General features: G+C 74.6%; 18 protein-coding genes and 1 tRNA gene. 11 read left to right on the top strand and 8 right to left on the bottom strand.

Annotated features, from left to right (window positions below; all coding sequences use genetic code 11):
• Positions 1 to 106 precede the first annotated feature (106 nt).
• On the bottom strand, positions 107 to 613 hold the full coding sequence (locus ACI8AD_RS14030; RefSeq protein ID WP_456871142.1) for an ester cyclase: 507 nt from the start codon (positions 611 to 613) through the stop codon (positions 107 to 109).
• A 118-nt stretch (positions 614 to 731) separates the two neighbouring features.
• Here ACI8AD_RS14030 and ACI8AD_RS14025 point away from each other — a divergent pair, with 118 nt between their 5' ends.
• The 8 genes from ACI8AD_RS14025 to ACI8AD_RS13990 all read left to right on the top strand — a co-directional run bounded on the left by ACI8AD_RS14025 (position 732) and on the right by ACI8AD_RS13990 (position 9193).
• A complete protein-coding gene (locus tag ACI8AD_RS14025; protein WP_456871141.1) occupies positions 732 to 2177 on the top strand; it encodes an amidase in 1446 nt (481 codons plus the stop codon).
• Positions 2178 to 2215: 38 nt separating this feature from the next.
• Positions 2216 to 2289, top strand: a tRNA-Pro gene (locus ACI8AD_RS14020).
• An 89-nt stretch (positions 2290 to 2378) separates the two neighbouring features.
• Complete coding sequence (gene tig, locus ACI8AD_RS14015; RefSeq protein ID WP_456871140.1) at positions 2379 to 3872, top strand: trigger factor; 1494 nt, start codon at positions 2379 to 2381, stop codon at positions 3870 to 3872.
• 308 nt (positions 3873 to 4180) lie between these two features.
• Positions 4181 to 4816, top strand: a complete 636-nt coding sequence (locus tag ACI8AD_RS14010; RefSeq protein ID WP_425432458.1) for an ATP-dependent Clp protease proteolytic subunit — start codon at positions 4181 to 4183, stop codon at positions 4814 to 4816.
• A gap of 20 nt (positions 4817 to 4836) precedes the next feature.
• On the top strand, positions 4837 to 5463 hold the full coding sequence (locus ACI8AD_RS14005) for an ATP-dependent Clp protease proteolytic subunit (protein WP_089404996.1): 627 nt from the start codon (positions 4837 to 4839) through the stop codon (positions 5461 to 5463).
• 305 nt (positions 5464 to 5768) lie between these two features.
• On the top strand, positions 5769 to 7043 hold the full coding sequence (gene clpX / locus ACI8AD_RS14000; protein ID WP_089404995.1) for an ATP-dependent Clp protease ATP-binding subunit ClpX: 1275 nt from the start codon (positions 5769 to 5771) through the stop codon (positions 7041 to 7043).
• A 213-nt stretch (positions 7044 to 7256) separates the two neighbouring features.
• A complete protein-coding gene (locus ACI8AD_RS13995) occupies positions 7257 to 8174 on the top strand; it encodes a DUF559 domain-containing protein (RefSeq protein WP_456871139.1) in 918 nt (305 codons plus the stop codon).
• An 89-nt stretch (positions 8175 to 8263) separates the two neighbouring features.
• Positions 8264 to 9193: an oxygenase MpaB family protein gene (locus ACI8AD_RS13990; protein WP_456871138.1), complete on the top strand. Its 930-nt coding sequence runs from the start codon at positions 8264 to 8266 to the stop codon at positions 9191 to 9193.
• A 9-nt stretch (positions 9194 to 9202) separates the two neighbouring features.
• Here ACI8AD_RS13990 and ACI8AD_RS13985 read toward each other — a convergent pair whose 3' ends face one another.
• From ACI8AD_RS13985 to valS, 4 genes are all read right to left on the bottom strand, one after another.
• Positions 9203 to 9892 carry a hypothetical protein gene (locus tag ACI8AD_RS13985; RefSeq protein ID WP_456871137.1) on the bottom strand — a complete coding sequence of 230 codons (690 nt, stop codon included), beginning with the start codon at positions 9890 to 9892 and terminating at the stop codon, positions 9203 to 9205.
• Between the two features lie 8 nt (positions 9893 to 9900).
• Positions 9901 to 10782, bottom strand: a complete 882-nt coding sequence (locus ACI8AD_RS13980; RefSeq protein WP_456871136.1) for a polysaccharide deacetylase family protein — start codon at positions 10780 to 10782, stop codon at positions 9901 to 9903.
• 37 nt (positions 10783 to 10819) lie between these two features.
• Positions 10820 to 11806, bottom strand: a complete 987-nt coding sequence (locus ACI8AD_RS13975) for an asparaginase (RefSeq protein WP_456871135.1) — start codon at positions 11804 to 11806, stop codon at positions 10820 to 10822.
• Between the two features lie 108 nt (positions 11807 to 11914).
• Entirely contained in the window at positions 11915 to 14494 is a 2580-nt protein-coding gene (gene valS, locus ACI8AD_RS13970) for a valine--tRNA ligase (RefSeq protein ID WP_456871134.1), read from the bottom strand.
• A 42-nt stretch (positions 14495 to 14536) separates the two neighbouring features.
• On the opposite strand from valS, the gene folC reads away from it, so the two are divergent.
• Both folC and ACI8AD_RS13960 read left to right on the top strand, forming a co-directional pair.
• Positions 14537 to 15877: a bifunctional tetrahydrofolate synthase/dihydrofolate synthase gene (gene folC, locus ACI8AD_RS13965; RefSeq protein WP_456871133.1), complete on the top strand. Its 1341-nt coding sequence runs from the start codon at positions 14537 to 14539 to the stop codon at positions 15875 to 15877.
• Entirely contained in the window at positions 15874 to 16254 is a 381-nt protein-coding gene (locus ACI8AD_RS13960; protein ID WP_456871132.1) for a DUF4233 domain-containing protein, read from the top strand. The genes folC and ACI8AD_RS13960 overlap by 4 nt, the downstream gene beginning before the upstream one ends.
• A gap of 9 nt (positions 16255 to 16263) precedes the next feature.
• On the opposite strand, the gene ACI8AD_RS13955 is transcribed toward ACI8AD_RS13960, so the two are convergent.
• Both ACI8AD_RS13955 and ACI8AD_RS13950 read right to left on the bottom strand, forming a co-directional pair.
• Positions 16264 to 16800, bottom strand: a complete 537-nt coding sequence (locus ACI8AD_RS13955; RefSeq protein WP_456871131.1) for a Clp protease N-terminal domain-containing protein — start codon at positions 16798 to 16800, stop codon at positions 16264 to 16266.
• Position 16801: 1 nt separating this feature from the next.
• Positions 16802 to 17041, bottom strand: coding sequence for a helix-turn-helix domain-containing protein (locus ACI8AD_RS13950; protein WP_456871130.1), 240 nt, complete (start codon positions 17039 to 17041; stop codon positions 16802 to 16804).
• A 74-nt stretch (positions 17042 to 17115) separates the two neighbouring features.
• Here ACI8AD_RS13950 and ndk point away from each other — a divergent pair, with 74 nt between their 5' ends.
• Complete coding sequence (gene ndk, locus ACI8AD_RS13945; protein WP_089404985.1) at positions 17116 to 17526, top strand: nucleoside-diphosphate kinase; 411 nt, start codon at positions 17116 to 17118, stop codon at positions 17524 to 17526.
• A gap of 10 nt (positions 17527 to 17536) precedes the next feature.
• Here the strand turns inward: ndk and ACI8AD_RS13940 are convergent, their stop codons facing one another.
• The gene (locus tag ACI8AD_RS13940) at positions 17537 to 19888 is read right to left on the bottom strand and encodes a putative bifunctional diguanylate cyclase/phosphodiesterase (protein ID WP_456871129.1); all 2352 of its coding nucleotides are present in this window, start codon (positions 19886 to 19888) and stop codon (positions 17537 to 17539) included.
• Positions 19889 to 19981: the final 93 nt, after the last annotated feature.

The following is a 19981-nucleotide window of genomic DNA, read 5'->3' as shown; positions in this document are numbered from 1 at the left end:
CCAGGCGGGACGCGGCTGCTGTCCTGGCGGACCTGGCGCAGGCACCGGCACCCACCGCTGACCGACGGACGGGCACCGGAGTCGCCGGCTCGGCGTCGTCCGTGCGTCAGCCGCGCAGTCGGCGCTTCAGCTGCGTCCGGGCGTTGAACACCTTCTTCATGAGTCGGTCGCCAGGCGAGCCGTCGGCCGGGACCATGCCCAGCTGCCGCGCGTACTCCATCTGGTCGAACGCGACGAACCCGCTGCGGATGCGGCCCTCCCGGACGACGAAGTGGTCCATGCCCTCGAGCGCGATCGGCTTCCCCGTCGGCGCGATGCCCTGCAACGGGCCGCGGTGGGTCCCCGTCATGCGCCAGTGGACGAGCACGTCGTCACCGTGCTCGGCGAGCGCGAGGATCTCGACGTGGAAGTCCGGCATCCCGGTGAACGTCTCCTCCCAGAAGCCCGCGATCTCGTCCGCGCCCCGGCAGACCCGCTGCGGGAAGTGGTCCACGGTCTCGTCGTCGTAGAGCTGGCGCAGTGACGAGGAGTCGTGCGCGTTCAGCCGGTCGAACGTCCAGCGGATGACCGCCTCGGACGAGACATCGGTGGGTATCGGGACGGGGGAGGTCATGGGGCAGCGTGGCATCGGGGCGTCCTCGTGCCAACCAGCTCCTGCCGCGCACCCGTGAGCCGAACGGCCCACCTGGCGCGGCCCTCCCGGCGGCCGCCGTGCCCGCTAGCGTCCGACCGTGACCGAGACCACGTGGCTGGACGCGACGGCGCAGGCTGAGCTCGTGCGGCGGGGCGAGGTGAGCCCGGCCGAGCTGCTCGAGGCGGCCATCGCCCGCATCGAGAAGCTGAACCCGCAGCTCCACGCCGTCGTCCGCGACCGCTTCGAGGACGCTCGACGAGACGCCGCCGGCGAGCTGCCCGACGGCCCCTTCCGCGGCGTGCCGTTCCTCCTCAAGGACATCGGCTGCCACGTCGCCGGCGACGAGACCCGCTACGGGACGTCGGTCCTCGCCGGCGTCCGCTGGCCCCACGACAGCCACCTCGGCCGGCTCTTCCGCGAGGCCGGCCTGGTCACCGTCGGCCGCACCAACGTGCCCGAGTTCGGCACCACCGTCACCACCGAGCCGCCCTGCAACCCCCCGGCCCGCAACCCGTGGGACCCGGCGCACTCGACCGGCGGCTCCTCGGGCGGCTCGGCGGCCGCGGTCGCCGCAGGGCTGGTGCCCATCGCGCACGCCAACGACGGCGGCGGCTCCATCCGCATCCCCGCCAGCCTGTGCGGGCTGGTCGGGCTCAAGCCCACCCGCGCCCGCGTCAGCCAGGGCCCCGACGTCGGCGAGGGCTGGGCCGGCGCGACCATCGACGGCGTCGTCACCCGCTCCGTCCGCGACACCGCCACCGCGCTCGACTGGATCGGCCGCCCCATGCCCGGCGACCCCTACACCGCCCCGCCGCTGCCGCGCCCGCTCGCCCAGGAGGTCGGCGCCCCGGTCGGCCGGCTGCGGGTGGCGCTGCTCGACACCGACCCGCCCGAGGGCTACCTCGACTCCGCGCACTGCCGCGCCGCCGTCGAGCACGCCGGCCGGCTGCTGGAGGACCTCGGCTGCGCCGTCGAGCCCGGCACGCCCGACCGGATGTTCGACGAGCGCTTCGCCCGGTTCTTCAACGCCACCATCGCCGCCGACGTCGCCCTGACCATCTCCGCCTTCGAGCGCGTCCTCGGTCGCCCGATCAGCGACGACGAGCTGGAGCCGCGCAACGCCGCCTACCGCGCCGTCGGGACGCGGATGTCGGCCACCGACTACCTGGGCACGCGGACGTGGCTGGGCCACTGGGTCCGCCGCGTGGCCGCCTTCTGGGCGCCGCCGGAGCTCGGCGGCAGGGGAGTGGACCTGCTGGTGACGCCGACGGTCGGCGCGCCCCCGCCGGAGCTGGGCTGGTTCACCGCCGCCGGGCCCGAGCAGGAGGGCCGGCGGGTCAACAGCTACATCCCCTACACCGCGCAGTTCAACGTCACCGGCCAGCCGGCCATCAGCCTGCCCCTGCACCGCACCGACGACGGCCTGCCGGTGGGCGTGCAGCTGGTCGCCGCCTACGGCCGGGAGGACGTGCTGGTCCGGGTCGCCGCCGCGCTGGAGCAGGCCGCGCCGTGGGCCGACCGCCGGCCGCCGCTCGCCGCCTGAGCCCGCTCCGACGGCACGCCTAGACTCGGGAGCCGCCACGGGGTGTGGCGCAGCTTGGTAGCGCACCCGCTTTGGGAGCGGGGGGCCGTGGGTTCGAATCCCGCCACCCCGACCCCGCTCCCGGCGTCTCTCTAGACTCGGGAGCCGACCCGGCGCCGGTCCCGGCGTCGCCCTTCCGTCGTACCGAGGAGCACTGCCGCTGTGAAGAGCACCATCGAGGAACTGGGCCCCACGCGGGTCCGGATGGCGGTCGAGGTGCCGTGGGGAGACCTGGACCACGCCTTCGGCGAGGTCTACAAGGAGCTCAAGCGGCAGGTCCGGGTCCCCGGGTTCCGCCCCGGCAAGGTGCCCGAGCGCGTCCTCGACCAGCGGGTCGGCCGCCCCGCCGTCCTCGAGCAGGTCGTCCAGCACGCCATCCCCGAGGTCTACTCCGAGGTCGTCCGCGAGAACCAGGTCCGCGTGATCGGCCAGCCCGACATCGAGGTCACCCGCCTCGACGACCGCGACACCCTCGCCTTCACCGCCGAGGTCGACGTCGCCCCCAAGATCGAGCTCCCGCCGCTGGAGGACCTCGCGGTCACCGTCGACGACGTCGAGGTCACCGACGAGGAGATCGACCAGCAGGTCTCGGTCATGCGCGAGCGCTTCGCCATGCTCACCGCCGTCGAGCGCCCCGCCGAGGACGGCGACCACGTGTCCATCGACCTCGAGGCGCGCGTCGACGGCGAGGTGCTCGAGGACGGCACGACCAGCGGCATGTCCTACGAGGTCGGCTCCGGCTCGCTCATGCCCGGCCTCGACGACGCCGTCCGCGGACTGTCGGCCGACGGGTCGGCCACCTTCCTGACCGACCTGCACCAGGGCCCCTACGCCGGGCAGCAGGCCGACGTCACGGTCACCGTCCGCTCGGTCAAGGCCAAGGAGCTCCCCGAGCTCGACGACGAGTTCGCCTCCACCGCCAGCGAGTTCGACACCCTCGCCGAGCTGCGCGACGACGTCCGCACCCGGCTGGGCCGCGCCAAGACCATGCAGCAGGGCGCGCAGGCCCGCGACAAGCTGGTCGAGCACCTGCTCGCCACCACCGAGGTGCCACTCCCCGAGGGCCTGGCCGACCGCGAGCTGGAGTTCCGCAACAACGCCCTCGCCGGCGAGCTGCAGCGCGCCGGCATGGACTGGGACACCTTCCTGTCGATGTCGGGTGTCGAGGACCGCGAGTCCTACGACGCCGAGCAGCGCAAGAACATCGAGGAGGCGATCCGCACCCAGTTCGTCCTCGACGCGATCGCCGACGCCCGCGAGATCACCGTCGACAACGACGACCTGTCGGCGCAGATCGTCGCCCAGGCCCAGCGCAACCGGACGACGCCGGAGCAGTACGCCCAGCAGCTGCAGCAGGGCGGCAACATCGCCGAGTTCGTCGCCGACGTCCGCCGCACCAAGACGCTGGCCCAGCTGCTCGAGCAGACGACGATCACCGACGCGTCGGGCAACGTCGTCGACCTCGACGCGCTGCGCCCGCAGACCGTCCGGGCCGGGGACACCGCCGCCGAGGAGTCGGAGGACACCGCCGAGGACACCGCTGTGGACACCGCTGTGGCCGACGAGGACGCGCCCGACGCCGAGGTCGCCACCGCGGTGGCCGTCGAGGCCGCCGAGGGTGCCACCGAGGACAGCGGGGACGTCGCCAAGGGCTGAGCAAGGACCCCGTCCTCCTCATCCCGAGCAAGCTCGGGGCGAGCCTCGGGACGGGGCCACCCCTGATGCTTGCTGAGGACGCCGTCCTGCCCCGTGTGCGCGGGGGAGGGCGGCGTCCGTCGTCACCGCCGCCGGCGCTGCGCCGACGGCGAACAGGGCCCCGCGCCGGGACTGCGGGCCCGGGGGTCCGCGTTAGGGTCGACGTGACTCGGGGACGACGCCGGGGGTACGGCCCGCAGGGGCCGCCGGCCCCGCTCCCGCCCACCGAGAGACCGACTCGACCCACGCCAACGGAGGTCACCACACCCGTGAGCACCGACCCGAACCCGGCGTACTCCCCGCTCCTGCGGGGTGGCGCCGGTGGGATGAACCTCAACGACTCGGTCTACGAGCGCCTGCTGCGCGAGCGCATCATCTTCCTGGGCACCCAGGTCGACGACGTCATCGCCAACCAGCTGGCCGCCCAGATGCTGCTGCTGTCGGCCGAGGACCCCAAGCAGGACATCCACCTGTACATCAACTCGCCCGGTGGCTCGGTGAGCGCCGGCATGGCCATCTACGACACGATGCAGTTCATCGACTGCGACGTGGCCACCTACGGGATGGGCCTGGCCGCCTCCATGGGCCAGTTCCTGCTCACCGCCGGCACCAAGGGCAAGCGCTACGCGCTGCCCCACGCGCGGATCATGATGCACCAGCCCTCGGCCGGCGTCGGCGGCACCGCGGCCGACATCGCCATCCAGGCCGACCTGTTCCGGCGCACGAAGCGCGAGCTCAACGAGCTGCAGTCCTTCCACACCGGTCAGAGCATCGAGCAGATCGAGAAGGACTCCGACCGCGACCGCTGGTTCACCGCCCAGGAGGCCCTGGAGTACGGCTTCGTCGACCACGTCGTCAGCCGTGCCGCCATGACCGACAGCACCAACCCGGTCACCGACAACTGACGGTTGAGAGGAGAACTGCCATGAGCTTCGAGATGCCCTCCAGCCGTTACGTGCTGCCCTCCTTCGTGGAGCGCACCAGCTACGGCATGAAGGAGTCCAACCCGTACAACAAGCTCTTCGAGGAGCGCATCATCTTCCTCGGGGTGCAGATCGACGACGCGTCGGCCAACGACGTGATGGCCCAGCTCATCACGCTCGAGTCGGCCGACCCCGATCGCGACATCACGATCTACATCAACTCGCCCGGTGGCTCCTTCACCTCGCTGATGGCCATCTACGACACGATGATGTTCGTCCGGCCCGACATCCAGACCGTGTGCATGGGCCAGGCCGCCTCGGCCGCCGCCGTCCTGCTCGCGGCCGGCACCCCGGGCAAGCGCCTAGCGCTGCCGTACTCCCGGGTGCTGATCCACCAGCCCTCCGGCGAGGCCGGCGGTCAGGTGTCGGACCTGGAGATCCACGCCGCGGAGATCGAGCGGGTGCGCACGCAGATGGAGCAGATCCTCGCGCGGCACACCGGCCGGACGCCGGAGCAGGTCCGCTCCGACATCGACCGCGACAAGATCCTCACGGCCGAGGAGGCCAAGGAGTACGGCATCGTCGACCAGGTCATCCAGAGCCGGAAGCTCAACGCGCTCCCGGCGTGACCGCGTCGTCCCCCGGACGGGACGGGAAACCCGCGCGTGTCGCGGTCGTACCCCGTACCGTTCGGGGGGCAGTGCCGGGAGTGACGAGCGAGTCGAGCGCCCCCGGCGCACCGGGGCGTCGGAGCCCCGCGGCGTCGGGAGCGACGGGTACGGTCGGCGAGCGCCCGATCCCCGGCCAGCAGCGCCGGGAGGACCGTCCTCGCGGCACCCGCCACCAGCGGGACCGAGCACGGGCACAGCAGTGACACGACATCCGCAGGCCCGCTTCCCCAGGGTCTGCTCCCCCCCGAGGTGGAGGTCAGCAGGTGGCACGAATCGGTGAGAGCGGTGACCTGCTCAAGTGCTCGTTCTGCGGGAAGAGCCAGAAGCAGGTCAAGAAGCTCATCGCGGGCCCCGGCGTCTACATCTGCGACGAGTGCATCGACCTCTGCAACGAGATCATCGAGGAGGAGCTCTCGGAGTCGTCGGACCTGAAGTTCGACGAGCTGCCGAAGCCCCGCGAGATCCACGACTTCCTCGAGCAGTACGTCATCGGCCAGGAGAAGGCCAAGCGCACCCTCGCCGTCGCCGTCTACAACCACTACAAGCGGGTGCAGGCCGGCGGTGAGCGCTCCAGCCGCGACGACTCCGTCGAGCTGGCCAAGTCCAACATCCTGCTGATGGGCCCCACCGGCTGCGGCAAGACGCACCTGGCCCAGACGCTGGCCCGGATGCTCAACGTGCCCTTCGCGATCGCCGACGCCACGGCGCTGACCGAGGCCGGCTACGTCGGCGAGGACGTCGAGAACATCCTGCTCAAGCTGATCCAGGCCGCCGACTACGACGTCAAGCGCGCCGAGACCGGGATCATCTACATCGACGAGGTCGACAAGATCGCCCGCAAGAGCGAGAACCCGTCGATCACCCGCGACGTCTCCGGCGAGGGCGTGCAGCAGGCGCTGCTGAAGATCCTCGAGGGGACGACGGCGTCGGTGCCGCCGCAGGGCGGCCGCAAGCACCCGCACCAGGAGTTCATCCAGATCGACACGACGAACGTGCTGTTCATCGTGGGCGGTGCCTTCGCGGGCCTCGAGAAGGTCATCGAGCAGCGGGTCGGCAAGCAGGGGATCGGCTTCGGCGCGGAGATCCGCGGCAAGAAGGAGATCGAGGCCTCCAGCGCCTTCGCCGAGGTCATGCCCGAGGACCTGCTGAAGTTCGGCATGATCCCCGAGTTCATCGGCCGGCTCCCGGTGATCACCAGCGTGCAGGCCCTCGACCGGGACGCGCTGATCCAGATCCTCACCGAGCCGAAGAACGCGCTGGTGCGCCAGTACCGGCGGCTGTTCGAGCTCGACGGGGTGGAGCTGGACTTCACCGACGACGCCCTCGAGGCCATCGCCGACCAGGCCATCCTCCGCGGCACCGGCGCCCGTGGGCTCCGCGCGATCATGGAGGAGGTGCTGCAGTCGGTGATGTACGAGGTGCCCAGCCGCGACGACGTCGCCTCCGTGGTCATCTCCAAGGAGGTCGTGCTGGAGCACGTCAACCCGACCATCGTGCCGCGCAAGCCCACCCGCGAGCGCCGCGAGAAGAGCGCCTGAGGCGCTGACCGAACGCTGACGAGCCCGTCCCCGACCTCCGGGGGCGGGCTCTTCTGCGTGGGTGGACCGGCCCAGCGTGTGCGCCGGCGCCGGGTTTGACGACCCGGAACGCGGCGTGGGCGCACACGCACGCCGTCGTCCACGGGTCGGCCGGCCGTCCACAGCTCGTGCCACCCGCGCCCGTCCGGCTGCGGTCCCGGTGAGCCTCGCCGCATGGCACACGACCCGGCCACCGTCGTCGGCCCGGACGGGTGGGCGACCTGGGAGTCGCTCGCCGCCCGGGTGGACCGCAGCACGCTGGCCCGCTGGGTGGCCGACGGGCGGCTGCGACGGCTGCAGCCCGGCGTCTACGCGCTGCCCGGTGCTGCCGGGAACTGGCGGTTGCGGATCGAGGCGGCGGCGCGGTCGTGTGCCGGGGTCGTCAGCCACGGCTCCGCCCTGGCGCTCTGGGACCTGGCCCCGCCCGGCGGTCCCGTCCAGCTGACCGTGGGCCTCACGCGCAGCGGCCGGGGGACCCCGGGCGTGGTCCTGCACCGGACCCGGGACCTCGACCACAGCGTGCGCCGGGTCGACGGGCTGCCGGTGTCGTGTCCCGAGCGGGCGGTGGTCGACGCCTGGGGCCGTCCCGGCGGGTTGACCAGGAACCAGCTCCGTGCCGCCGCCATCGACGCCGTCCGTCGCCGGCTGTGCCGGCCGGCGGACCTGGCCCGGGAGCTCCGGCGCCGGCCCTGCCTGCCAGGACGGGCGGACCCGGTCGAGCTCACCCGGCTGCTGGCCGAGGGGTGCCGCAGCGAGCTGGAGATCTGGGGGTGCCTGGCCGTGCTCCGCGGGCCCGGCATGCCGGCGTTCACGCTGCAGCGCCGCCTGGAGGTCGCGGGGGAGGTCTTCCTCCTCGACGCCGCCTGCGAGGAGGCGCTGCTGGCCGTCGAGATGGACGGCGCCGCCTGGCACGGCTCCCGGCCCCAGCGCGAACGCGACATCCGGCGTGACGCGCTCGTCGCGACGGCGGGCTGGCAGACGCTGCGGTTCGGGTTCCGGCGGCTGACCGCCGAGCCGGAGGCCTGCCGCGCCGAGATCCGCGCGGTGCACCGGGCGCGCTGCCGTCTATTGCACCCCCAGCGTGTGCGCTGACGCAGCCCGTGAGGGCCCAGGACCCGGCGCCGGCGCGCACGCTCGCAGTCAGGCGGCGCACGATCCGGTCGGGTGGCACCCTCGACGGCGTGCGCGTCCTCACCGCCCTCCCCGACGCGGCGCGCGCGGCGTTCCGCTCCCGCGTCTCCGGTGACCCGACCGGCGCTCCCGACTGGGTCCGCGGCATCGCCCGCGTGGGGACCGGGCCGGGGTGGTTCGAGCCCGACGGCGTCGTCTGGCGGGTGCACGGCGACCTCTCGACCCTCGTCGGCGGGGTCGCGGCCCTGCTCGGGCAGGCCGCGCACCCGCTCGCGCTCGCCGGCGTGCAGCAGCACTCGGCCTACCGCGAGGACCCGTGGAAGCGCCTCGCCGGCACCGCCCGCTGGCTGGTGGTGACCACCTTCGGCTCCGCGGAGCTCGCCGAGCGCGAGGCCGCCCGGGTGCGCGGCATGCACGGCAGCGTCCGCGGCCGGGTGCGCGGCCGCCCCTACTCCGCCTCCGACCCGCAGCTGCTGCGCTGGGTGCACCTGGCCTTCACCGACGCCTTCCTCGCCGCCCAGCAGGCCGTCGGCCGCGACCTCACCGCCCGCTTCGGCCGGTCCTGGCCCGACGCCTACGTCGCCGACTGGGCGCGCAGCGCCGAGCAGCTCGGCGCCACCGACCTGCCGCGCAGCGCCGCCGAGCTCGCCGACGCGCTGGCCGCCTACCGGCCCCAGCTGGCCCCCGTCCCCGACTCGCTGCGCGCCTTCCTCGCCGCCCCGCCCGGGCTCAGCGCGCCGGAGCGGGTCTTCTACCGCGGCCTGTCCGGCGCGGCCGCCCAGCTGGTCTCGCCCACGCTCGCCGGGTGCGCCGGCGTCCCCGGTCGCGGCCGGGGCGGAGCGGCGCCGGTCGCGGTGGCCCGGGCGCAGCTGAGCGCCCTGCGGCTGGCGCTGGGTGACCGCAGCCCGTCGGAGGAGGCGGCCCGCTGGCGGCTGGGCATGGGCCCGGCACCGGACTGGGCCCAGGACGACGCCGCCTGAGGACGGGCTTCACCCCACGTCCGTCCACGCCCCCAGCACCGTGGGCCCGAGCGCGTCGAGGACCACCGTCGCCCGCCCGGCGCCGACCCGGGTGCGGGTGCGCTCGCCCGGTGGGCGGCCCGACAGCCGCAGCGCGAGCAGCGCCACCAGCGACGGGACCTGCCCGGGCAGCACGGCGGCCGGGACCGCGGGCAGCCGGCCGGTGACCGGACCCCAGCCGGGCAGCGTCGCGGCGTCGAGCCCCTCGACCCGGACGTGCCGGCGCAGCGGGTCACCGAGGAGCGCGGCGAGCACCGGCCGCGGGTCCCCGGGGGCGGCCACCATGCCGGACGGGCCGGTCATCAGCCGCTCGACCCAGTCCGGGGCCCCGGCGTCGACCGCCCCGGGGGCGGGCCCGTGCACCAGGACCACGGGACGGCGTCGGTCCGGTGCCGGCAGGTGCGTCCCCGGGGCCACCGGCAGCTCGACGTCGGCGTCGGCCGGCGGCCCGAGGGAGCCGACCAGCGCCGTCAGCGTGTGAGCCACTGCCGACGCGCCGGTGGGCCGGCGCACCAGCCAGCCCCCCGCCACGGGCCGGACGTCGGCGGGCCGGCCGGTCGCCGAGCGCACCACCCGCGCGGCGGCCGACCGGGCGGGCGCAGCACCCAGGAAGGGCGCCGCCCAGTCGACACCGGACCGGGTGCCGCACGCCCCGCACACGCGGGCGCTCAGCCCTGCCGGGGGAAGCGCGCGGCGTAGTCGTCGGCGATCTGGTCGAAGGTCGTCCAGCGCACGCCCTCGTGACCGTTCACGTGCTCGATGAGCCGCTCGAGCATGAGCAGCACCTGCGGCCGGCCGGAGACGTCGGGGTGGACCGTGAAGGTGACCACCGCGTAGTCCATCTCGCGGTACACCCAGTCGAACTGGTCCTGCCAGGACTCGCCCAGGTGGCGCGGGCTGACGAAACCGTGGCTGTTGGGGCTGGCCTTGATGAACATCATCGGCGGGAGGTCGTCGAGATACCAGTTCGCGGGGATCTCGATCAGGTCGGTCTCCTCGCCGCGCACCAGCGGCTTCATCCAGGTGTCGGCCGGCTGGGAGTAGTCGATCTTGGTCCAGCTGTCCCCGACGCGGACCCGGTAGGGCGTGAAGTCGTCGTGCATGAGCGAGTGGTCGTACGTGATGCCGCGCTCGAGCAGCAGCTCGTTGGTGACGGGGGAGAACTCCCACCACGGCGCCACGTAGCCGGTCGGGCGGCGGTCGGTGACCCGCGTGATGAGCTCGATCGAGCGGTCGAGCACCGCCGCCTCCTGCTCGCGGCTCATCGCGATCGGGTTCTCGTGGCTGTAGCCGTGCACGCCGATCTCGTGGCCGGCGTCGACGCACCGGCGGAACTGGTCGGGGAAGGTCTCGATCGAGTGCCCGGGCCAGAACCACGTCGTCGTCATGTCCCGGCGGGCGAAGAGGTCGAGCAGCCGCGGGGTGCCGACCTCACCGGCGAACATGCCGCGCGAGATGTCGTCGGGTGAGTCCTCGCCGCCGTAGGACCCCAGCCACCCGGCCACCGCGTCGACGTCGATCCCGAAGGCGCAGAGGATCTCCTTGGCCATGGCACTTCCCCTTCCTCGAGGACCCGGCCGACGGGCGTCAGCCGGTGACCCGGGCGGCGAACCCGGCCCGGACGGTGCCCGGGTCGCGGTGCACGCCCAGCAGGGCGGCGAGCAGGACGCGGGCCTGCGACGGGCGCAGCAGCCCGCTGGGGACGGCACCGGCGGCCAACAGGTCCGCGCCGCCGCCGTTGCCGTACAGCGCGGCGACCCGCCCGGCCCCCACCCGGGTGGAGGTCACGACGACGACCCCGGCGGCGACCAGCTCCTCGACCGCCGCGACGACCGCCGGGTTGGCGTTGCCGGCGCCGGTGGCCTCCAGCACGATCCCGCGGGCGCCCGCGTCGGCGAAGGCCCGCAGCGCGACGGCGTCGGCGTCGGGGTGGCAGGCGAGGACGTCGACCCGCACGCCGGCCGGGTCGAAGGCGGCGAGGTCGAGGGCCGGGCCGCGGACGGGCCGGCTCTCGATCCCGACCCGGCCCGCGGTGACCCACCCGACCGGGCCGGTGTCGGGCGCGGTGAAGGTGTCGGCGGCCAGCGTGTGGCCCTTGCGGACCCCGCGGGCGGCGAAGACCCGCCCGCCGAAGGTGACGAGCACGCCGAGGTCGCGGGCGGCGTCGCTCGCCGCGACGGTGACCGCCTCCGTGAGGTTGCGCGGCCCGTCGCTGTCGGGTGCGTCGGCGGGGCGCTGCGCCCCGGTCACCACGACCGGGCGGGGGTCGGCGTGGAAGAGGTCGAGGAGGTAGGCGGTCTCCTCGATGGTGTCGGTGCCGTGGGTGACCACGAGCCCGCCGACGCCGGGGTCGCGCAGCACGTCGGCGGCCCGGACGGCGAGGGTGTGCACCCGCTGCAGGGTCATCAGGTAGCTGCCGACCCGCAGCACGTCCTCGACGCGGACCTCGACGCCGGGCGGCAGGTCGAGCCGGGCCACCAGGTCCGCGCCGCCGTCCCGGGCGGTGCCGACCCCGCGGGCGTCGGCGCGGGTGGCGATCGTGCCGCCGGTCGCCAGCACGGTCACCAGTGGCACGGCCCGTCCCCCTCCCGGCGCGCGGCCCGCCCGGGACCGCGACGTCTGCGTCGAACGATCCCGCACCGGCGGCTCCCCGGCCCCTCGGGGGGCGGGGAGCCGCGAGGGTCAGCCCTCCGCGGGCGGCGCCAGGACGACGTCGACCGACAGCGGGCCCTCACCGGCGACGACGGTCAGCGCGGCGATCCGCCCGGCGGCGACGAGGTCACCGCGGCCGGCCTCGACCAGCGCGACGTCGGGCGTGGTGACGGTCGCGGATTCGACGTCGGCGCGCATCGACACCTTGGCGTCGGACTTGGCCTTGCGGACCCCGGCCAGCGCGGCGGCCACCGCCGGCAGCACCTCCGGGTCGCCTCCGGCGGGCAGCTCGGCGGCGGCCGGCCACACGGCGCGGTGCACCGAGCCGCCCTGCCACCAGGACCAGACCTCCTCGGTGACGAACGGCAGCACGGGCGCGAACAGCCGCAGCTGCACCGACAGCGCCAGCGCCAGCGCGGCCTGCGCCGACTCCGCCGCCGCGCCGGTGCCGTACGCGCGGGACTTGACCAGCTCCACGTAGTCGTCGCAGAACGACCAGAAGAACGTCTCGGTGACCTCGAGCGCGCGGGTGTAGTTGTAGGCCTCCATCGCCGCGGTGGCCTCGTCGACGACGTCGGCGAGCCGGCGCAGCAGCCCCTGGTCGATCGGCTCGGTGACCTGCTCGCCGGTCAGCCCCGCGGTGACCCCGAGGCCGAGCACGAACTTGCCGACGTTGAGGATCTTCATGGCCAGCCGCCGGCCGACCTTCATCTGCGCCTCGTCGAACGGCGAGTCCGCCCCCGGCCGGGCACCGGCGGCGCGCCAGCGCACCGCGTCGGTGCCGTAGCGCTCGAGCACGTCGATCGGGGTGACCACGTTGCCCTTGGACTTCGACATCTTCTTGCGGTCGGGGTCGACGACGAACCCGGAGATCGTCGCGTGCGACCACGGCACCGTGCCGAACTCGAAGTGCGACCGGACGACGGTGGAGAACAGCCAGGTGCGGATGATGTCGTGCGCCTGCGGCCGCTGGTCCATCGGGAAGACGTGCGCGAACAGCTCCGGGTCGGTGTCCCAGCCCGAGGCCACCTGCGGCGACAGCGACGACGTCGCCCAGGTGTCCATGACGTCGGGGTCGGCGGCGAACCCGCCGGGCACCCCGCGCTGGGACTCCTCGAAGCCGGGCGGCACGTCGGAGGACGGGTCGACCGGCAGCGACTCCTCCGCGGCGAGGATCGGGTCGTCGTAGACGGGGTCGCCGGAGGAGTCGAGCCGGTACCAGACCGGGAACGGGACGCCGAAGAAGCGCTGCCGGCTGATCAGCCAGTCGCCGTTGAGGCCCTCGACCCAGTTCTCGTAGCGGTACCGCATGTGCTCGGGCACCCACTGGATCTCCCGGCCGCGGGCGATGAGGGCCTCGCGCAGGTCGGCGTCGCGGCCGCCGTTGCGGATGTACCACTGCCGCGTGGTGACGATCTCCAGCGGCCGCTCGCCCTTCTCGTAGAACTTGACCGGGTGGGTGATCGCCGTGGGCTCGCCGTGCAGGTCGCCGGACTCCCGCAGCAGCTCCACGATCCGCTGCTGGGCGCTGTAGGACGTCTTGCCGGCCAGCTCCGCGTAGACCTCGGCGGGCACCCCCTCGGGGGCATCGGCGACGAAGCGGCCGTCCCAGCCGATCACCGCGCGGGTGGGCAGCTGCAGCTCCCGCCACCAGGTGACGTCGTTGAGGTCGCCGAAGGTGCAGATCATCGCGATGCCCGAGCCCTTGTCCGGCTCGGCCAGGCGGTGGGCGACCACGGGGACCTCGACGTCGAACAGCGGCGTGCGCACGGTGGATCCGAACAGCGCCCGGTACCGCTCGTCGTCGGGGTGGGCGACCAGCGCGACGCAGGCCGGCAGCAGCTCGGGGCGGGTGGTCTCGATGAAGACCGGGCCGGCCGGGCCGTGGAAGGAGATCCGGTGGTAGGCGCCGGGGCGGTCGCGGTCCTCGAGTTCGGCCTGGGCGACGGCGGTGCGGAAGGTGACGTCCCAGAGGGTCGGCGCCTCCTGGGCGTAGGCCTCGCCGCGGGCCAGGTTGCGCAGGAACATCCGCTGCGCGGTGGCGCGGGAGGTCTCCGAGATCGTGCGGTAGACGTTCGACCAGTCCACCGACAGCCCGACGCGGCGCCACAGCTGCTCGAAGGCGCGCTCGTCCTCCTCGGTCAGCTGCATGCACAGCTCGACGAAGTTGCGCCGGCTGACCGGGAGCTGGTCCTTGCCCGGCTTGGCCGGGGGCTCGAACGACGCGTCGTAGGGGAGCGAGGGGTCGCAGCGGACGCCGTAGAAGTTCTGCACCCGGCGCTCGGTGGGCAGGCCGTTGTCGTCCCAGCCCATCGGGTAGTAGACGTGCCGGCCGCGCATCCGCTGGTAGCGGGCCACGAAGTCGGTGTGCGTGTAGCTGAACACGTGCCCGACGTGCAGCGACCCGCTCGCCGTCGGCGGCGGGGTGTCGATCGAGTACGTCTGCTCCCGGGGGGCCGACAGCGCCGCCGCGCGGTCGAAGGCGTAGGTGTCGGCCTCCGCCCAGCGGGCGGCCCACTTCTCCTCCAGACCGTCGATCGTGGGCTTGTCGGGTACGCCCGCGCCGGCTCCCGGAGCGGTGCTGACCGGGGTGCGGGTGTCGGCGACCATGACCTCCATCCTAGGAACCGCGCGGCTGGCATCCTGGGGAGGATGAGCAGCGACCTGACCCGCGTGGAGGAGGAGCTGCTGGCGCGCTGGCCGGAGACCCGGCTGGAGCCCTCGCTGGCCCGCATCGCCGCCCTCGTGGACCTGCTCGGCGACCCGCACCGGGCCTACCCGGTGGTGCAGGTCGCCGGCACGAACGGCAAGACGACAACGGCGCGGATGGTCGACGAGCTGCTGCGCGGCTTCGGCCTGCGGGTGGGCCGGTTCACCAGCCCGCACCTGCAGTCGGTGCGCGAGCGGATCGTGCTCGACGGCGAGCCGGTGAGCGAGGAGCGGTTCGTCGAGACCTACGACGACGTCGCGCCGTACGTGCGGCTGGTCGACGCCGCCGGCGAGCACCCGATGAGCTTCTTCGAGGTCGTGGTGGGGATGGCGTACGCGCTGTTCGCCGAGGCCCCGGTCGACGTCGCCGTCGTCGAGGTCGGCATGGGCGGCACGTGGGACGCCACCAACGTCGTCGACGCCCGGGTCGCCGTCGTCACGCCGGTGGCCCTCGACCACGCCGAGTACCTGGGACCCGACGTCGGCACGATCGCCGGCGAGAAGGCCGGGATCGTCAAGCCCGACTCGATCGCCGTCCTGGCCCGCCAGCAGCCGGCCGCCCTCGACGCGCTGGTGCGCCGCGCGGTCGAGGTCGAGGCGGTCGTCGCCCGCGAGGGCACCGAGTTCGGCGTGCTGGAGCGGAAGGTCGCCGTCGGCGGGCAGCAGCTGCGGCTGCAGGGCCTCGGCGGGGAGTACGCCGAGGTGTTCCTGCCGCTGTTCGGCGCGCACCAGGCGCAGAACGCCGCCACCGCGCTGGCCGCCGTCGAGGCGTTCCTCGGCGCGAGCGCGTCCACCGGGCCGGTCGACGTCGACACCGTGCGCGCGGCGTTCGCCGCGGTGCGCTCCCCGGGCCGGCTGGAGCGGGTGCGCACCAGCCCCACCGTGCTGGTCGACGCCGCGCACAACCCCGCCGGCATGGCCGCCACGGTGGAGGCGATCCGGGAGTCCTTCGACTTCACCCGGCTGGTCGGCGTCGTCGGCTGCGTGCGCGGCAAGGACGTCGAGGGGATGCTGCGCGAGCTGGAGACCGTCTGCGCGGAGCTGGTGGTCACCCAGAACGCCTCGCCGCGCGCGATGCCGGCCGACGAGCTCGGCGCGCTGGCCGTCGACGTGTTCGGCGCCGACCGGGTGAGCGTCTCCCCGCGGCTGCCCGAGGCGCTCACCGAGGCGATCGAGCTGGCCGAGGCCGGGCCGGACGACGCGCTGGGCGGCTCCGGCGTGCTCGTCACCGGCAGCGTGGTCACCGCGGGGGAGGCCCGCACCGTGCTCGGCGGCAGGCCGTGACCGCGCCCGATCCGGTCCGCGCGGCCCGGGCGCTGCGCGGCGCGGCCGCGGCGGTGCTGCTGCTGGAGGGCATCGCGGTTCTCTTCGTCCCGCGCGCCATCGCGCAGACCGAGGCCGGCCTGGGCGGCGTCCGGCTCACGGTCCTGCTCGTGCTCGCCGCCGTCCTGGTGCTGGCCAGCGGCATCCAGCGGCGCCCGCGCGGCCTGGAGGTCGGCACCGCGCTGCAGGTGCCGCTGCTGCTCACCGGCCTGATCGACGCCGCCATGTGGTTCGTCGGCGGTGTCTTCGTGCTCATCTGGCTCTACCTGCTGCAGATCCGCAAGGAGCTGCTCGGCTCGCCCTTCGGCGAGCCGGCAGCCCCCTCCGGGGAGCCCTGAGCAGCCCCACTAGGCGGCGTCGGCCTCCCCGGCCAGGCGACGGTGCAGGCCGGCGACGTCGGCGCCCGCCCGGACCAGCGCCCCGGTCACCGGGGGGTCGCCCACCGCGAGGACGCCGGCGAGCAGGTGGCGGCCGTCGATGACCCGGTCGCCGCGCCGGATCGCCGCGCGCAGCGCCTGCTTGAGCGCCTCCCGGCTGCCGGCGGCGAAGCGCAGGTGGCCCGACCGCCGGGTGCGCGACCCGCGGTCGAGCGCTCCCGGGCCGAACGCGGCCTCGGCGGCCGCCCGCACCCGGTCGAGGTCGATGCCCAGGGCCGCCAGCGCCTCCGCGTCGAGCGGGCCGCTGCCCGCGGCGGGGGCCAGGCCCGCCCGGAGGCCGGCCGCGGAGGCGCCGGCGTCGTCGAGCAGCCGGCCGGCGGGGCCGGGGGCGGCGGCGAGGGCGACGAGCAGGTGCACCGGGTCGACGCTGTCCGCGCCGGCGGCGCGGGCCTCCTCCTGGGCCAGGACCACGACGGTGCGGGCCTCGGCGGCGAATCGTTCGAACACCTCAGGACTCCTCCCACGAGTGACCGGATGACCGGGCGTGCTTCTTGTGCACCGCCTGCCGCGTGACGCCGAGCGCGTCGGCGACCTGCTGCCACGACCACCCGCGACGGCGGGCGGCCGCGACCTGCAGCACCTCCAGCCGGTCGGCGAGGTCGCGCAGCGCGCGGACCCCGCGCAGGCCCACCGCCGGGTCGTCGCTGGTGGCGGCGGTGAGCGTCTCGTCGGAGGTGCGGCCGGTCATGATGTCAACTGTGGTTGACGAACGCCGACCTGTCAACCCGAGTTGACAGATCGGTCCCCGTAGGCTGCCGTCCCGTGACTGATCGCACCCTGGTCCTCGTCAAGCCCGACGGCGTCGCCCGCGGCCTGGTCGGAGAGGTCGTCTCGCGGCTGGAGGCCAAGGGCCTGCGCCTGGTCGCCGCCGAGCTGCGCACCCTGACCCGCGAGGTCGCCGAGGAGCACTACGGCGAGCACCGCGACAAGCCCTTCTTCGGCTCGCTGGTCGAGTTCATCACCGGCGGCCCGCTGCTGGCCCTCGTCGTCGAGGGGCCGCGCGCGGTGGAGGCGTTCCGCGCGCTGGCCGGGGCCACCGACCCGGTGAAGGCCGCGCCCGGCACCATCCGCGGCGACTTCGCCCTCGAGGTGCAGTCCAACATCGTGCACGGCTCGGACTCCGCCGAGTCCGCCGCCCGCGAGATCGGCCTGTTCTTCCCCGGTCTCTCCTGAGCGGGCGCGCCTACGCCGCGCTGATCAGCGGCCGACCGCTGCCGACCAGGCGGGCCACCGCCGCGGCCGGCACCGGCGAGCCGAGCAGGTGGCCCTGCGCGGCGTCGCAGCCGAGGGCGCGCAGCGCGGCGAGCTGACCCGGCTGCTCCACGCCCTCGGCGACGACCTCCAGGCCCAGGCTGTCGCCGAGGGCGACCACGGCACGGGCCAGCGAGCCGGCCGCCGCCCCGTCGCCCAGCAGGGCCACCGACGACGGATCAATCTTCAGCCGGTCCAGCGGCAGCTCCCGCAGCCGCGCCAGCGACGACGACCCGGTGCCGAAGTCGTCGATGGCCACGTGCACGCCCAGCGCCCGGACCTCGCGGATGCCGGCCGCGGCGTCGGGCCCGGCGGCCACCGCCTCGGGGACCTCGATCTCCAGCCGCCCGGGGTCGACCCCGGCGGCGCGCGCGGCGGCGGCCAGCGAGACCGCGAGGTCGCCGGTGGCCAGCCGGCGCGGGGAGACGTTGACCGCCATGCGCAGCTCCGGCAGGCCCGCCGCGTCCCAGGACCGCAGCTGGGTGCATGCCTCGGCGATCACCCAGTCGTCGATGGCGTCGACGATCCCGGTGGCCTCGGCGACCGGGACGAAGCCGGCCGGCTCCACCAGCCCGCGGCCGGGTGACTGCCACCGCACCAGCGCCTCGACGCCGGTGACCGCGCCGGTGCGCAGGTCGACCTGCGGCTGGTACAGCAGCCGCAGCTCACCGCCGTCGACGGCCCGGCGCAGGTCGCGCACCAGCTCGTCCTGCGCGGCGACCTCCTCGCGCATCCCGCGCTCGAAGACCCGTACCCGGTTCTTGCCGCCGGACTTGGCCACGTACATGGCCAGGTCGGCGTCGCGCAGCAGGTCGTCCATGCCGCGGCGGTCCCCGGCGTCGGTGAGGGTGACCCCCACGCTGCCGCCCACGGTGAACCGCTCCTCGCCCCAGGCCACGGGTTCGCGCAGCGCCCGCAGCAGCCGCTCGGCCACGGTCACCACGTCGCGGCGGCCCTCGACGTCCTCCATCAGGACGACGAACTCGTCGCCGCCGAGGCGGGCGACGGTGTCTGCCGGGCGCACGGAGGACTCCAGCCGCCGGGCGACGGCGGTCAGCACCGCGTCGCCGGCCTCGTGCCCGCAGACGTCGTTGACCGCCTTGAAGTCGTCGAGGTCGAGCAGCAGCACCGCGTGCCGGCGGACGCGGCGGTCGGCGAGGGCGTGCTCGAGGCGGTCCTGCATCAGCGCGCGGTTGGCCAGCCCGGTGAGCGGGTCGTGCAGCGCCATCCGCGCCAGCTCGCCGGCCTGCTGCTCGAGCTGGCGGGCGGTCGCGTGTGCCTGGGCCTCGCTGCGCTTGCGCCCGGTGATGTCGCGGACGATGGCGGCCACGCCCGTCGCCGTGCCGTCCTGCCCGCGCACGACCGAGAGGGTGACCAGCGCGTCGACCTCCGACCCGTCGCGGCGCCGCTGCCGCCGCTCCATCGTCCCGGTGGGCATCGTGGTGAGGTCCGCGGGCAGCTCCTGACCGGTCCCGACCAGCGACACGTGCCGGCCGAGCACCTCGGCGGCCGGCCAGCCGTAGAGCCGCTCGGCGCCGGGGTTCCACGAGGTGATCCGCCCGTCGGGGGTGGCGGTGACCACCGCGTCGTCGGTGGACTGCACGACGGCGGCGAGGCCGGCGAGCTCGTCGCGCTGGGCGGCGAGCTCGGCGGTGCGCTCGGCGACCAGCGCCTCGACGATCTCGCGGCGGTCGTCGAACCGCCGCCAGGCCACCAGGCACGCCCAGCTCTCCAGCAGCACGAACGCCGCGTGCAGGCAGGCCATCGGCAGCGGCGCGACGTCGTGCTCGAAGACCGCGTGCGGCACCAGCGTGCCGATGAGGAAGTGGTGGACGCCGACGAAGGCGATCGCGAGCAGGAACGGCGCCCGCGCGGCGTAGAGCGCGGCCAGCGGCAGCAGCGCGAAGAACAGGAAGTGCGCCTCGGTCGCCCCGTGGGACAGCTGCACGCCGAGCGCGGCGGTGGTCATCAGCGCGAGGGCGGCGGCCGCGGCGCGGGCGTCGCGGCCCACCCCGGGCGCCCACGCCAGCAGCGCCAGCAGGGCGAGGGGAGCGGTGTGCAGGGCCGCGGACACCACGTCGTGACCGCGCAGCAGCGCGTAGGCCGGCACGGCCGCGACCAGGACGGCGAGCGTGCGCAGGACGAAGGCGTGGTGGGCCGACCACTGCTCGGGGGGCATGGTCCGGCCGCGGGGGAGGGACAGTGCCGCCGGACCCCGGGGTCGGGTGCCGAGCGCGCCGTCGGCGTCCTGCAGCGTGCTCGTGCTCCCGGCCGGCCGGCCCATGGTCCCCCTCGTGACGTCCCCCGTTTGGTGACGATGAGTTTAGGAGCGATCACGCTGGGCTGCAGGTCGACGGAGGAGCCCGGTGCCGCGGGC

Source organism: Geodermatophilus sp. SYSU D00766 (assembly GCF_054049915.1).
This window is presented reverse-complemented; position numbering and strand designations above follow the sequence as displayed.